Raw genomic sequence first — 12,180 nt, forward strand, 5'->3', positions numbered from 1 at the left:
GTTCAGGCTTCCGTGACCCAGTGAGGGGCGCGCTTGTCGAGGAAGGCGCCCAGGCCTTCCTGGCCCTCGGCGGACACCCGCAGGCGCGCGATCAGGGCCGCATTATCCCGATCCAGGGTGTCGCGGTCATGGCTGTCGCGGACCTGCCGGACCAGCTGCTTGGCGGTGGACGAGGCGATCGGGCCGGCCTTGTCGAGCAGGGCCAGCTGGCGCTCCAGCGCCTCGTCCAGGCGCTCGGGCTCGACCAGCTGGTGGACCAGGCCGATGCGCAGCGCAGTCTCGGCATCGAAGTGCTCGCCGGTGGCGAACCAGCGACGGGCCTGGCGCGGACCGATGGCCTCGATCACATAGGGCGAGATCACCGCGGGCAGCAGGCCCAGGCGGCTTTCGGTCAGGCCGAAGCGCGCCGAGCTGCTTGCGATGGCGATGTCGCAGCAGGCGACCAGGCCGACGCCGCCACCGAAGGCCGCGCCATGGACCCGGGCCAGGGTCGGCTTGGGCAGCTCGTCCAGGGTGCGCATCAGTCGCGCCAGGGCCAGCGAGTCCTCGCGGTTGTCGGCCTCGCTGGCGGCGGCCATGCCGCGCATCCACTGCATGTCGGCACCGGCCGAGAAGGAGGCGCCGTGGCCGGCCACCACCACGGCCCGGATCGATTCGTCGCGTCCGGCGGCCTCCAGCGCGGCGGTCAGCCGGGCGATCAGGCTGGCGTCGAAGGCGTTGTGCAGCTCCGGCCGGTTCAGCCAGAGGGTGAGGACGGCGCCGCGGCGCTCGATCTGCAAAGCATCGTTCATGGGATTCCAGGGTCACTCCATACCTGTATGGATCATAGCGGGCCATTGGTCATGGGCCATGACGCGACGCGGGAATGTTAGAATCGAGAACCATTTACATCCAGCAGAGAACACGCTAGATGACGCTGTCCGAACTGCCGCTGCACACCTCGGCCGTGGTCGAGTCCGTGCAGGACCTGCATGCCAACGATGCCATTGCCCGTCGCCTGCGCGAGCTGGGTTTCGTGAATGGCGAGGAAGTACGCCTGGTGGCCAAGGGCCCGGTGGGAGGCGAACCGCTGCTGGTGCAGGTCGGGTTCACCCGGTTCGCGCTGCGGATCAGTGAAGCCAAGCGCGTCGTGGTCGACGCCGCCAGCCAGGAACGACGTGCATGACCGCTACTGTCTCCGCCGCACCGCTGCGCATCGCGCTGGTCGGGAACCCCAACAGCGGCAAGACCGCGCTGTTCAACCAGCTGACCGGCAGCCGGCAGAAGGTCGCCAACTACACCGGCGTCACCGTAGAGCGCAAGGAAGGCCGCCTGCGTGCGCCGTCCGGCCGCGAATTCGCCGTGCTCGACCTGCCGGGGGCCTACAGCCTGCATCCGGCCAGCCTGGACGAGGCGATCACCCGTGACCTGTGCCGGGGCTTCTACCCGGGTGAAGCTGCGCCGGACGTGCTGCTGTGCGTGATCGACGCCACCAACCTGCGCCTGCACCTGCGCTTCGCGCTTGAGCTGCGTGAGCTGGGCAAGCCGATGGTGGTCGCCCTGAACATGGTCGATGCGGCCCAGCGCCGTGGCATCCAGGTGGACGTGGCCGCGCTGGAGCGCGAGCTGGGCGTACCGGTGGTGGAGACCGTGGCGGTGCGCAAGCAGGGTGCCAGGGCCCTGGTCGAGCGCCTCGATGCGATGGTGCCGCACCTGGATGCGCCGGTGCCGGGCCCGGAAGGTGGCATCGACTACCACGCCAAGGTGCGCGAGATCCTGTCGGTGGCCGTGCGGATGCCGGCGCGGACCGCGAAGATCGACGACGCGCTGGACCGCTGGCTGCTGCACCCGGTGTTCGGGCTGATCAGCCTGGCGGTGGTGATGTTCCTGATCTTCCAGGCGGTGTACGCGTGGGCGACGCCGTTGATGGATGGCATCGAGGCTGGCTTCGCCTGGCTCGGTTCTCTCGTTGGCAGCGTGTTGCCGGAGGGTCCGCTGGCCAGCCTGCTGACCGACGGCATCATCGCCGGCGTCGGTGGCGTGGTGGTGTTCCTGCCGCAGATCCTGATCCTGTTCTTCTTCATCCTGGTGCTGGAGGAATCCGGCTACCTGCCACGTGCGGCGTTCCTGCTCGACCGCATGATGGCCGCCGCCGGCCTGTCCGGCCGCTCGTTCATCCCGCTGCTGTCCAGCTTCGCCTGCGCGGTGCCGGGCATCATGTCCACGCGCAGCATCCAGGACCCGCGCGACCGCCTGGCCACCATCCTGGTCGCACCGCTGATGACCTGCTCGGCGCGCCTGCCGGTGTACGCGCTGCTGATCGGTGCCTTCATTCCGCAGAAGACGGTGTGGGGCGTGTTCAACCAGCAGGGCCTGGTCCTGTTCGGCCTGTACGCGGCCGGCATCCTCAGTGCGCTGGCGATGTCGTGGATCATGAAGAAGTGGCGCCGCGACAAGAGCGAGCATCCACTGATGCTGGAACTGCCGTCGTACCGCCTGCCACATGTGCGTGACCTGGCGGTCGGCCTGTATGAGCGCGGCATGATCTTCCTCAAGCGTGTCGGCGGCATCATCCTGGCGCTGACCATCCTGCTGTGGGTGTTGCTGTCGTTCCCGGCGGCACCGGCCGATGCCACGATGCCGGCCATCGACTACAGCTACGCCGGCCGGATCGGCCATGCGATGGCGGTGTTCTTCGCACCGCTGGGCTTCAACTGGCAGATCTGCATCGCGCTGATTCCGGGCCTGGCCGCGCGTGAGGTGGCGGTGTCGTCGCTGGCCACCGTGTATGCGCTGTCGGCCGCCGATGACGATGCCGCCAGCCAGGCGCTGACCCCGTTGATCAGCGATGGCTGGTCGCTGGCCACGGCCCTGTCGCTGCTGGTCTGGTACATCTACGCCCCGATGTGCATCTCGACGCTGGCTACCATCAAGCGCGAGACCAACTCGTGGAAGCAGATGGGCTTTGCCGCGTTCTACCTGTTTGCTGCGGCCTATGTGGCCGCGCTGATCACCTACCAGGTGACCAGGGCGCTGGGAGGCGGCTGATGGATACCGGCCTGCTGATCCAGTACCTGATCATCGCGGTGGCCGTGCTGGTCAGTGCCTGGGTGGTGCTGAAGAAGCAGTTCCCGGGCACCGTGCGCACGCTGCGCGGGACGCTGGCGCTGGCCCTGCTGAAGCCGGGGCGCGCGGCCTGGCTGCAGGCACTGGGGCGCAGGGTCGCGCCGCCGGCCAGTGGAGGCGGCGGCGCCTGTGGCGGTTGCGACAGCTGCGGGCCGACCAAGAAGTAGCGTCGAGCCATGCTCGACGGCGGCTGTCCGGAGGGTGCGAACTTTCCACCTGTGGGTGCGAACCCTGGTTCGCACGCGCCGGGGTTCAGACCTCTCTGCGGATGATCGCGCGGAAGTTCCCGTCCTGATTCAATCGCCGCACCGATTCGCGGTTTCCATGGGCTGCTGCGAAACCGGCCACGTCGGCCAGGGCATCGAGCAGCAGGGCCTTCAACGCGTCGCGGTTACCGGCCTCCAGCAGGTCATCAAGATCCTGCTGGATGAAGGTCCGGCGCAGGCCCGGCGTTTCTTCGATCCGCCAGTCGACATGCGGCGTGGGAATGCTGGAGCGGTACCGGAAAGCCGTTTCAAGATCGTCAGGCGCGAGGGGATACGCGAGCAGCTCTGGAAAGTAGAGTCCAGCATTCACATAAAAGCCCCGGCTTTCGCTGGCGCGCTGGTGATTCACGACAAGCAGGGCGGCATCCAGCAAGCGGTAGCGCGTGGTCGACGTCCCGGCATAACCGGTCTTCCTGGCGCATTTGCTGAAGACGGTCGAGGATTTCATGGGTTGTGCCCGGGCTGAGGGAAGGGCCACAGACTTGAAGGGGAGCGTTGCCGCGTCCAGTGGCAAACCCGTCACCGCCGGTGTCGCGCGGGCTGACAGAGGCGTGCAGATGACGCCGCACGTCGCGAGGAATGCGCGCCATCGCGCGAGGGGCATGCAGCATCGCAGCGATGGCGCTTGCCGGAGCGGGCGTGCTGCCGCTAGCCTTCAGACATGAACCAGACTCCCCTGCGATTGCTCATTCACGGCGCCTCCGGGCGCATGGGCCAGGCCCTGCTGCGGCTGGCCGCCGAACATCCCGATACCCTGCAGATCGTGGCTGCGGTGACCGGCCGTGCGCCGGCGCAGCGCGTGGTCGACGGCGTGCCGTTCTTCGCGGCCAGCGAACTGCCCGGTGCGCCGGTGTTCGACGTGGCGATCGACTTCAGCCTGCCGGAGGGCTTCGACCCGCTGCTGGCGCTGTGCGTGGATCGCGGGGCAGGGCTGGTGTCGGGTACCACCGGCATTTCCAGCACGCAGCGCCAGGCGCTGGATGCGGCAGCGGCGAAGATTCCGCTGGTCTGGGCCTCGAACTTCAGCCTGGGCGTGGCGGTACTGGACGAGCTGGTCGAGCGTGCGGCACAGGCGCTGGCCGGCTGGGACTGCGATATCGTCGAATCGCACCACACGCAGAAGAAGGACGCACCTTCGGGCACCGCGCTGACCCTGGGCGCGGCCGCGCAGCGGGGCGGGGCGGAGCCGCACTACGCCAGCCTGCGTGCTGGCGACATCGTTGGCGAGCATCTGGTGCAGTTCACTGGGCTGGGCGAGCGCATCGAGCTGGTACACCGGGCCACCAACCGCGACATCTTCGCCCGCGGCGCCCTGTTCGCCGCCCGCCAGCTGCAGGGCCGGGCCCCCGGCAGCTACCGGGTGCGGGACCTGCTGGCGTGAGGCGGTAGTGCCGGCCGCTGGCCGGCAACCTTGGGTTACGGGACGCCAAAGGGATTGCCGGCCAGCGGCCGGCACTACCCGGTAGCGGGTGCCGCATACGCGGCCGGATTGAAATGAATGCGCAATCGCCTGTTCATGAAGCGCGATAACCGCTGGCGCGAGCGCCCCGGCAGCGCTACAATTCGCACTCGCCGAATCACGAAAGCCGGACCGGTCCCAGACCGTACGTCCGCGCTTTTTTGCAACCGGATTTCCGTGAAGCGCAGGCGTGACTTCGGCAGCCCCCTCGGTAGCCAAAGTGAGATTCCCGTGACCCAAGCCGCAATCCTCGTCCTCGAAGACGGCACCGTATTCGAGGGCGAATCCGTAGGCGCGCCCGGCCTGTCCGTCGGTGAAGTGGTGTTCAACACCGCCATGACCGGCTATCAGGAAGTGTTGACCGACCCGTCCTACGCCCGGCAGATGGTCACGCTGACCTATCCGCATATCGGCAACACCGGCATGACCGACCAGGACGATGAAGCGTCCAAGGTGTGGTCGGCCGGCCTGATCGTGCGCGACGTTCCGCGCCGTCCCAGCAACTGGCGCAGCCAGGTGTCGCTGCAGGACTGGCTGATCCAGCGTGGCGTGGTCGCCATCGCCGGCATCGACACCCGCAAGCTGACCCGCATCCTGCGCGAGAAGGGCGCGCAGAACGGTGCGCTGATGGCCGGCGACATCGACGTGGAAAAGGCACTGGAAGCTGCCCGCAAGTTCCCGGGGCTGAAGGGCATGGATCTGGCCAAGGTCGTCACTACCGAGAAGACCTACACCTGGACCGAGGGCCAGTTGGACCTGGATGCCAATGCCTTCGTCAGCGTGCCGGCCCGGTTCAAGGTCGTGGCCTACGACTTCGGCGTGAAGACCAACATCCTGCGCATGCTGGCCGAGCGCGGCTGCGAAGTGACCGTGGTGCCGGCGCAGACCCCGGCCGCCGAAGTACTGGCACTGAAGCCGGACGGCGTGTTCCTGTCCAACGGCCCGGGTGACCCGGAACCGTGCGACTACGCCATCGACGCGATCAAGACCTTCATCGACGTGAAGATCCCGACCTTCGGCATCTGCCTGGGCCACCAGCTGCTGGGCCTGGCCTCGGGCGCGCAGACCATGAAGATGGGCCACGGCCACCACGGTGCCAACCACCCGGTGCAGGACCTGGACAGCGGGCGGGTGATGATCACCTCGCAGAACCACGGTTTCGCGATCGATGAAGCAACCCTGCCGCCGACCCTGCGCGTGACCCACCGTTCGCTGTTCGACGGCACCAACCAGGGCGTCGCCCGCACCGACGTGCCGGCGTTCTCGTTCCAGGGCCACCCGGAAGCATCCCCGGGCCCGCACGACGTCGGTCCGTTGTTCGACCGTTTCGTGGCGCTGATGGAGCAGGCCAAGGCGTGATCAGTACGCCGCCGGCCCCGGTGGCGTCGCGATGGACCGTAAACCCCGCATCGCTGCTGCCACTGGCGCGGCGCTGCGGATCAAGATTCCTGATCGACAGCGTGCGATCACTCCCCCTTGTCACGCTGTACTGACTTAGAGAAGAAAATGCCCAAGCGCACTGACCTCAAGACCATCCTCATCATCGGTGCTGGCCCGATCGTCATCGGCCAGGCCTGCGAGTTCGACTACTCCGGCGCCCAGGCCTGCAAGGCCCTGCGCGACGAGGGCTACCGCGTGGTGCTGGTCAACAGCAACCCGGCCACGATCATGACCGACCCGGAGATGGCCGACGCCGTCTACATCGAGCCGATCAACTGGCAGACGGTCGAGAAGATCATCGCCAAGGAAAAGCCCGATGCGCTGCTGCCGACCATGGGTGGCCAGACCGCGCTGAACTGCGCGCTGGATCTGGCCGACAACGGCGTGCTGGAGAAGTACAACGTCGAACTGATCGGCGCCAAGCGCGAAGCGATCCGCATGGCCGAAGACCGCGAGCTGTTCCGCGTGGCCATGGGTGAGATCGGCCTGGAGTGCCCGACCGCCGCCGTCGCCCACACCCTGGACGAAGCGCTGGAAATCCAGACCCGCGTCGGCTATCCGACCATCATCCGCCCCAGCTTCACCCTGGGCGGCAGCGGTGGCGGCATCGCCTACAACCGCGAAGAGCTGGTCGAGATCGTCAGCCGCGGCCTGGAGCTGTCGCCGACCACCGAAGTGCTGGTGGAAGAGTCGGTGCTGGGCTGGAAGGAATTCGAGATGGAAGTGGTCCGCGATACCGCGGACAACTGCATCATCGTCTGCTCGATCGAGAACCTGGACCCGATGGGCGTGCACACCGGTGACTCGATCACCGTGGCGCCGGCACAGACCCTGACCGACAAGGAATACCAGCGCCTGCGCGATGCCTCCATCGCCGTGCTGCGCAAGATCGGCGTCGATACCGGTGGCTCGAACGTGCAGTTCGGCATCAACCCGAAGACCGGCCGCGTGGTCGTCATCGAGATGAACCCGCGCGTGTCGCGTTCCTCGGCGCTGGCTTCCAAGGCCACCGGCTTCCCGATCGCCAAGGTCGCCGCCAAGCTGGCCGTCGGCTACACCCTGGACGAACTGAAGAACGAAATCACCGGCGGCCTGACCCCGGCCTCGTTCGAGCCGTCCATCGACTACGTCGTCACCAAGATCCCGCGCTTCGCCTTCGAGAAGTTCCCGGCGGCCGATGCGCGCCTGACCACCCAGATGAAGTCGGTGGGCGAGGTGATGGCGATGGGCCGCACCTTCCAAGAGTCGGTGCAGAAGGCCCTGCGTGGCCTGGAGACCGGCAAGGTCGGCTTCGACCCGACCGGCCTGGACCTGGGCAGCGAAGACGACCTGCAGACCCTGCGCCGCGAGCTGAAGGCCCCAGGCCCGGAGCGCCTGTTCTATGTGGCCGATGCGTTCCGCGCCGGCATGAGCGTGGAAGAGATCTACGCACTGTCGTTCATCGATCACTGGTTCCTGGACCAGATCGAGGAAATCATCGCGGCGGAAGGCGAAGTCGCTGCCGGTGGCATCGACGCGCTGGACGCCGCACGCCTGCGCAAGCTGAAGCGCGCCGGCTTCTCCGACGCGCGCCTGGCGCAGCTGACCGGCACCAACGAAGCCGCCATCCGCGCGCTGCGGCGTGCGCACAAGGTGCGCCCGGTCTACAAGCGCGTGGACTCCTGTGCCGGTGAATTCTCCACCGGTACCGCCTACCTGTACTCGACCTATGAGGACGAGTGCGAGGCCGCGCCGAGCAACCGCGACAAGATCATGATCCTCGGCGGTGGCCCGAACCGCATCGGCCAGGGCATCGAGTTCGACTACTGCTGCGTGCACGCGGCGCTGGCGCTGCGCGAGGATGGCTATGAAACCATCATGGTCAACTGCAACCCGGAGACCGTGTCGACCGACTATGACACCTCCGACCGCCTGTACTTCGAACCGCTGACCCTGGAAGACGTGCTGGAAATCGTCGAACTGGAACAGCCGAAGGGCGTGATCGTGCAGTACGGCGGCCAGACCCCGCTGAAGCTGGCGCGCGCGCTGGAAGCCAACGGCGTGCCGGTGATCGGCACCAGCCCGGACTCGATCGATCTGGCCGAAGACCGCGAGCGCTTCCAGCAGCTGGTCGACACGCTGGGCCTGAAGCAGCCGCCGAACCGCATCGCCCGCAACGACCAGGAAGCCCTGCTGCTGGCCCGCGAGATCGGCTACCCGCTGGTGGTGCGCCCGAGCTACGTGCTGGGCGGCCGTGCGATGGAAATCGTCTACGGTGAAGCCGACCTGGCCCGCTACGTGCGCGACGCGGTGAAGGTGTCCAACGATTCGCCGGTGCTGCTGGACCGATTCCTCGACAACGCCGTCGAGTGCGACGTCGACATCATCGCCGACAAGGACGGCAACGTCCTGATCGGTGGCGTGATGGAGCACATCGAAGAAGCCGGCGTACACTCGGGCGATTCCTCGTGCTCGCTGCCGCCGTACTCGCTGTCGGCTGAAACCCAGGCCGAACTGCGCCGCCAGGTGGTGGAGCTGGCCAAGGCCCTGAACGTGGTGGGCCTGATGAACACCCAGTTCGCGATCCAGACCAGCGACGAAGGTGCCGACACCGTCTACCTGCTGGAAGTGAACCCGCGTGCCTCGCGCACCGTGCCGTTCGTGTCCAAGGCCACCGGCATGGCGCTGGCCAAGATCGCCGCCCGCTGCATGGCCGGCAAGACCTTGGCCGAGCAGGGTGCGACCAAGGAAATCGTGCCGGACTACTACTCGGTGAAGGAAGCGATCTTCCCGTTCGCCAAGTTCCAGGGCGTCGATCCGATCCTCGGGCCGGAGATGCGCTCCACCGGTGAGGTGATGGGCGTGGGCCGCACCTTCAACGCCGCCTTCGCGCGTGCGCAGGAAGCCGGCGGCATCAAGGCGCCGCCGGTCGGCAAGGCCTTCGTGTCGGTGCGCGACCCGGACAAGAAGCGCGTGCTGCCGGTGGCCAAGGCGCTGCTGGCGCGTGGCTACAGCCTGGTTGCCACCCGTGGCACCGCTGCGTGGCTGCAGCAGCACGGCATGGATTGCGAGATCATCAACAAGGTGGTCGAAGGCCGTCCGCACATCGTCGATTCGATCAAGAACGGCGAGATCGTCTACATCGTCAACACGACCGAAGGTCGTTCGGCGATCAACGACTCGTTCTCGATCCGCCGCGAGGCGCTGCAGCATCGCGTCACCTACTCGACCACCATAGCCGGCGCCAAGGCGCTGGTGGATTCACTGGAATTCCGCGGCACCGGCCCTGTCTGGTCGCTGCAGGAGCTGCACAAGGAGTTGAATGCATGAGAGCCCCCATCACCATGAAGGGCGCGCAGAAGCTGCGAGACGAACTGGATCACCTGAAGTCGGTCAAGCGCCCGAAGGTGATCGCCGCGATCGCCGAAGCGCGCGAGCATGGCGACCTGAAGGAGAACGCCGAGTACCACGCCGCGCGCGAGGAACAGGGCTTCATCGAGGGCCGCATCAAGCAGCTGGAAGGCGAGCTGTCGCATGCCGAGATCATCGACGTGAGCAAGCTCAATGCCGGCTCCAAGGTGGTGTTCGGCGCCAGCGTGACCCTGGCCGACGTGGAAACCGACGAAGAGAAGAAGTACCAGATCGTCGGTGACCTGGAGGCGGACATCAAGCAGGGCCTGATCGCGATTTCCTCGCCGGTGGCGCGCGCGATGATCGGCAAGCTGGAAGGCGATTCGATCGTGATCGACGCCCCGGCCGGCCAGCGCGAGTACGAGATCGTCAGCGTCAGCTACGTGGACTGACCACGTGGCGACGGCGACCCTGCTGTTGCCTGCACGCAGCCGCTTTGCCGCGGCTGCGCTGCCGGACGATGTGGCACGTGCGCTCGGCCGTGCCACCACGGTGCAGGTCGCGCCAGGCGAACGCGCGCAGCTGGCACGCCATTTCTCGGTTGCCGCGCCGCACTGGCCGGTGGCCGCGCTGACCCGCCAGCGGGACGTCGGCGATGCCGCCGGCGCCAGCTGGCTGCGTGCCGATCCGGCCTGCATGGTGCCGGACATGCATGGCGCGCGGATGATGGCCTACGGCGAAACGCTGCGGCCGACGCTGGCCGACAGCCTGGCCCTGCTGCCGGTGCTGCAGCCCTTGTTTGCCGATGCCGGGTTCGTGCTTGACGCACCGGACCCGTCGCGCTGGTACCTGCGGCTTCCGATCGACCTGGTGCTGCCAGACTTCGGCAGTCCGGACGAGGTCCTCGGCGATGACCTGTTCTCGCACCTGCCGGAAGGCGAGGGCGGCCGCCGTTGGCGGGCGCTGATGACCGAGGCGCAGGTGCTGCTGCACAACCATTCCTGGAACCAGCAGCGCGCCGCGCAGGGACAGCAGCCGATCAATTCGCTGTGGTTCTGGGGCGGTGGCGTGATGCCGGTGTCGGTCAGCACCCCACACGCGCAGGTGCGCAGCCGCGACGCGCTGTTGCAGGGCCTGGCCCTGGCGGCTGGCGTAGCCGTGGATGGCGAGCAGGCGGTGGATGCACTGGTCGATCTGCGCCAGCTGCGCTCTCTGCAGCAGCTCGGCAATGATGCGATCCGTCCGCTGTTGGCCGCGCTGAAGCGCGGCGAGCTGCAGCGGCTGGTGCTGGATTTCGAGGACGGCCTGCAGTTCCAGCTGGATCGAGGCCAGCGCTGGCAGTTCTGGAAGAAGCCGCGCCAGCTGCACGACTGAGCGGGGCCTCGGCCGAGCGGGGTCGGATCCGTTTTCCATCGGAAAACGGCGCTGCCTCCCAAGGGTATGCCGGGGTTGCCGGCCAGCGGCCGGCCCTACCGCAGGTAGCGGCGCCTCAACGGACCTCGCTGACCACCGTCGGCAGTGTCCAGTGCCCGCCGAGCATATTGCGACACTGGCCCGTCGTGAAATCGCTGCTCTTCACGAAGCGCTCCCCGTCCCACACCCAGTCATTGGCGGAGATGCAATCGCCGACGCCGCGCCCGCGAAAACGACCGCTCAACGTAGCGTCGTCGCGATCGAAGTCTTCCGCATCGGACGTGACGAAGCGTGCTTCGTACGGCGCCTTGTCCTGCACTACCCAGTAGCCGCTGCTGAAGTTGTAGGCACCCACGAAGCAGCGGGTGCTTGCCAGCACATGCTGGGCGTCCAGCCGCTGGATCTCGATCTCATCTTCCTCGCCATCGCTCAGGCGACCGCACTCATCCGGCTTCGGCAGGCTGGCAATCAGCGCCTTGCGCAGGCCCGGTGCCTTCGCCAGCGCCGCGTCCGAGGCGCGCGGTGCCACCAGCGTGCCGCGCATGATCACCGGCACCGGCAATGCCGCAGGCACGCTCGCTTCGGGCTTGTCGCCACGCCGCACCAGCGCACCGGGCGTGCCCAGCCGGCCCTGGGCCTCGTCCATCTTCAGCAGTACGGCCGCTGCACCGCTGTCGGAGATCGGCCACGCCTTGCCCTTGCCGTCGATGATCTCGATGCGTGCCTGGCGCGGCAGTGCGGCGACCAGTGCATCGGTTTGTGCCTGCTGCAACAACACTCTGTCCCCGTCGCCGGTGTCGCGCACCGGGCCCAGGTCCTTGCCGTTCAGGCGCAGGCGCAGCGCCCCGGCCGGCGTCGCGCTTTCGCCATCCTCGCCATTGCGCAGCCGCGCGAGCACCTTCGTACCCGGGCCGCCCGTGCGTTCCAGCATCAGGCTGAGCAGGTTGCCGGGTTGTTCCGGACTGTAGCCGGCGGCGCGACAGGTGCGGGTGTTGTCACAGGCCAGCGACCAGTCGTTGTGTTCGAATTCGACCCCGGGCCTGGCCTCAGGCGTGGCGGAGTGGGCGGCCGGGGCCACGGTGAGTGCCATCAGCGCGGTCAGCAGGGTGCGGGTCATGGATGGAAGTCCGTTCCAGGGCAGGCAAGCATGGAAGATGCGGTCGTGAA

The 12,180-nt window shown here is 67.4% G+C and carries 11 protein-coding genes; 8 read left to right on the top strand and 3 right to left on the bottom strand.

Annotated elements, in window-relative coordinates; all coding sequences use genetic code 11:
• Positions 1-2: 2 nt before the first annotated feature.
• Positions 3-791 (bottom strand): enoyl-CoA hydratase/isomerase family protein, encoded by a 789-nt coding sequence (locus tag KXV01_RS07165; RefSeq protein ID WP_049416286.1) that lies wholly within the window; start codon positions 789-791, stop codon positions 3-5.
• Positions 792-910: 119 nt separating this feature from the next.
• Here KXV01_RS07165 and KXV01_RS07170 point away from each other — a divergent pair, with 119 nt between their 5' ends.
• The 3 genes from KXV01_RS07170 to KXV01_RS07180 are packed head-to-tail and all read left to right on the top strand — an operon-like array spanning position 911 to position 3,272.
• Positions 911-1,165, top strand: coding sequence for a FeoA family protein (locus KXV01_RS07170; protein WP_005416370.1), 255 nt, complete (start codon positions 911-913; stop codon positions 1,163-1,165).
• Complete coding sequence (locus KXV01_RS07175) at positions 1,162-3,027, top strand: ferrous iron transporter B (RefSeq protein ID WP_164284480.1); 1,866 nt, start codon at positions 1,162-1,164, stop codon at positions 3,025-3,027. Before KXV01_RS07170 ends, KXV01_RS07175 begins: the two co-directional genes overlap by 4 nt.
• Positions 3,027-3,272, top strand: coding sequence for a DUF6587 family protein (locus tag KXV01_RS07180; protein ID WP_049416281.1), 246 nt, complete (start codon positions 3,027-3,029; stop codon positions 3,270-3,272). Before KXV01_RS07175 ends, KXV01_RS07180 begins: the two co-directional genes overlap by 1 nt.
• Before the next feature lie 85 nt (positions 3,273-3,357).
• Here KXV01_RS07180 and KXV01_RS07185 read toward each other — a convergent pair whose 3' ends face one another.
• Entirely contained in the window at positions 3,358-3,819 is a 462-nt protein-coding gene (locus tag KXV01_RS07185; RefSeq protein ID WP_049416279.1) for a DUF4304 domain-containing protein, read from the bottom strand.
• A 213-nt stretch (positions 3,820-4,032) separates the two neighbouring features.
• Here KXV01_RS07185 and dapB point away from each other — a divergent pair, with 213 nt between their 5' ends.
• The 5 genes from dapB to KXV01_RS07210 all read left to right on the top strand — a co-directional run bounded on the left by dapB (position 4,033) and on the right by KXV01_RS07210 (position 10,974).
• Positions 4,033-4,752 (top strand): 4-hydroxy-tetrahydrodipicolinate reductase, encoded by a 720-nt coding sequence (dapB, locus tag KXV01_RS07190; RefSeq protein ID WP_099487494.1) that lies wholly within the window; start codon positions 4,033-4,035, stop codon positions 4,750-4,752.
• A 309-nt stretch (positions 4,753-5,061) separates the two neighbouring features.
• Positions 5,062-6,189, top strand: a complete 1,128-nt coding sequence (carA, locus tag KXV01_RS07195) for a glutamine-hydrolyzing carbamoyl-phosphate synthase small subunit (protein WP_049441159.1) — start codon at positions 5,062-5,064, stop codon at positions 6,187-6,189.
• A gap of 147 nt (positions 6,190-6,336) precedes the next feature.
• Complete coding sequence (gene carB, locus KXV01_RS07200) at positions 6,337-9,579, top strand: carbamoyl-phosphate synthase large subunit (RefSeq protein WP_111097148.1); 3,243 nt, start codon at positions 6,337-6,339, stop codon at positions 9,577-9,579.
• Positions 9,576-10,052, top strand: coding sequence for a transcription elongation factor GreA (gene greA, locus KXV01_RS07205; RefSeq protein WP_005409483.1), 477 nt, complete (start codon positions 9,576-9,578; stop codon positions 10,050-10,052). Before carB ends, greA begins: the two co-directional genes overlap by 4 nt.
• A 4-nt stretch (positions 10,053-10,056) precedes the next feature.
• Positions 10,057-10,974: a phosphoglycerate mutase gene (locus KXV01_RS07210; protein ID WP_263467637.1), complete on the top strand. Its 918-nt coding sequence runs from the start codon at positions 10,057-10,059 to the stop codon at positions 10,972-10,974.
• A 115-nt stretch (positions 10,975-11,089) separates the two neighbouring features.
• On the opposite strand, the gene KXV01_RS07215 is transcribed toward KXV01_RS07210, so the two are convergent.
• Positions 11,090-12,130 carry a DUF1176 domain-containing protein gene (locus KXV01_RS07215; RefSeq protein WP_111097147.1) on the bottom strand — a complete coding sequence of 347 codons (1,041 nt, stop codon included), beginning with the start codon at positions 12,128-12,130 and terminating at the stop codon, positions 11,090-11,092.
• Positions 12,131-12,180 lie beyond the last annotated feature (50 nt).

The organism is Stenotrophomonas sp. Ps181, assembly GCF_025697425.1.
GTDB classification, from domain to species: Bacteria; Pseudomonadota; Gammaproteobacteria; order Xanthomonadales; family Xanthomonadaceae; genus Stenotrophomonas; species Stenotrophomonas sepilia.

Coding starts and splice junctions, on each gene's coding strand:
- KXV01_RS07170 (WP_005416370.1), top strand. CDS start 911: ATGACGCTGTCCGAACTGCCGCTGCACACCTCGGCCGTGGTCGAGTCC.
- carB (WP_111097148.1), top strand. CDS start 6,337: ATGCCCAAGCGCACTGACCTCAAGACCATCCTCATCATCGGTGCTGGC.
- KXV01_RS07215 (WP_111097147.1), bottom strand. CDS start 12,130: ATGACCCGCACCCTGCTGACCGCGCTGATGGCACTCACCGTGGCCCCG.
- KXV01_RS07180 (WP_049416281.1), top strand. CDS start 3,027: ATGGATACCGGCCTGCTGATCCAGTACCTGATCATCGCGGTGGCCGTG.
- greA (WP_005409483.1), top strand. CDS start 9,576: ATGAGAGCCCCCATCACCATGAAGGGCGCGCAGAAGCTGCGAGACGAA.
- KXV01_RS07175 (WP_164284480.1), top strand. CDS start 1,162: ATGACCGCTACTGTCTCCGCCGCACCGCTGCGCATCGCGCTGGTCGGG.
- dapB (WP_099487494.1), top strand. CDS start 4,033: ATGAACCAGACTCCCCTGCGATTGCTCATTCACGGCGCCTCCGGGCGC.
- KXV01_RS07185 (WP_049416279.1), bottom strand. CDS start 3,819: ATGAAATCCTCGACCGTCTTCAGCAAATGCGCCAGGAAGACCGGTTAT.
- KXV01_RS07165 (WP_049416286.1), bottom strand. CDS start 791: ATGAACGATGCTTTGCAGATCGAGCGCCGCGGCGCCGTCCTCACCCTC.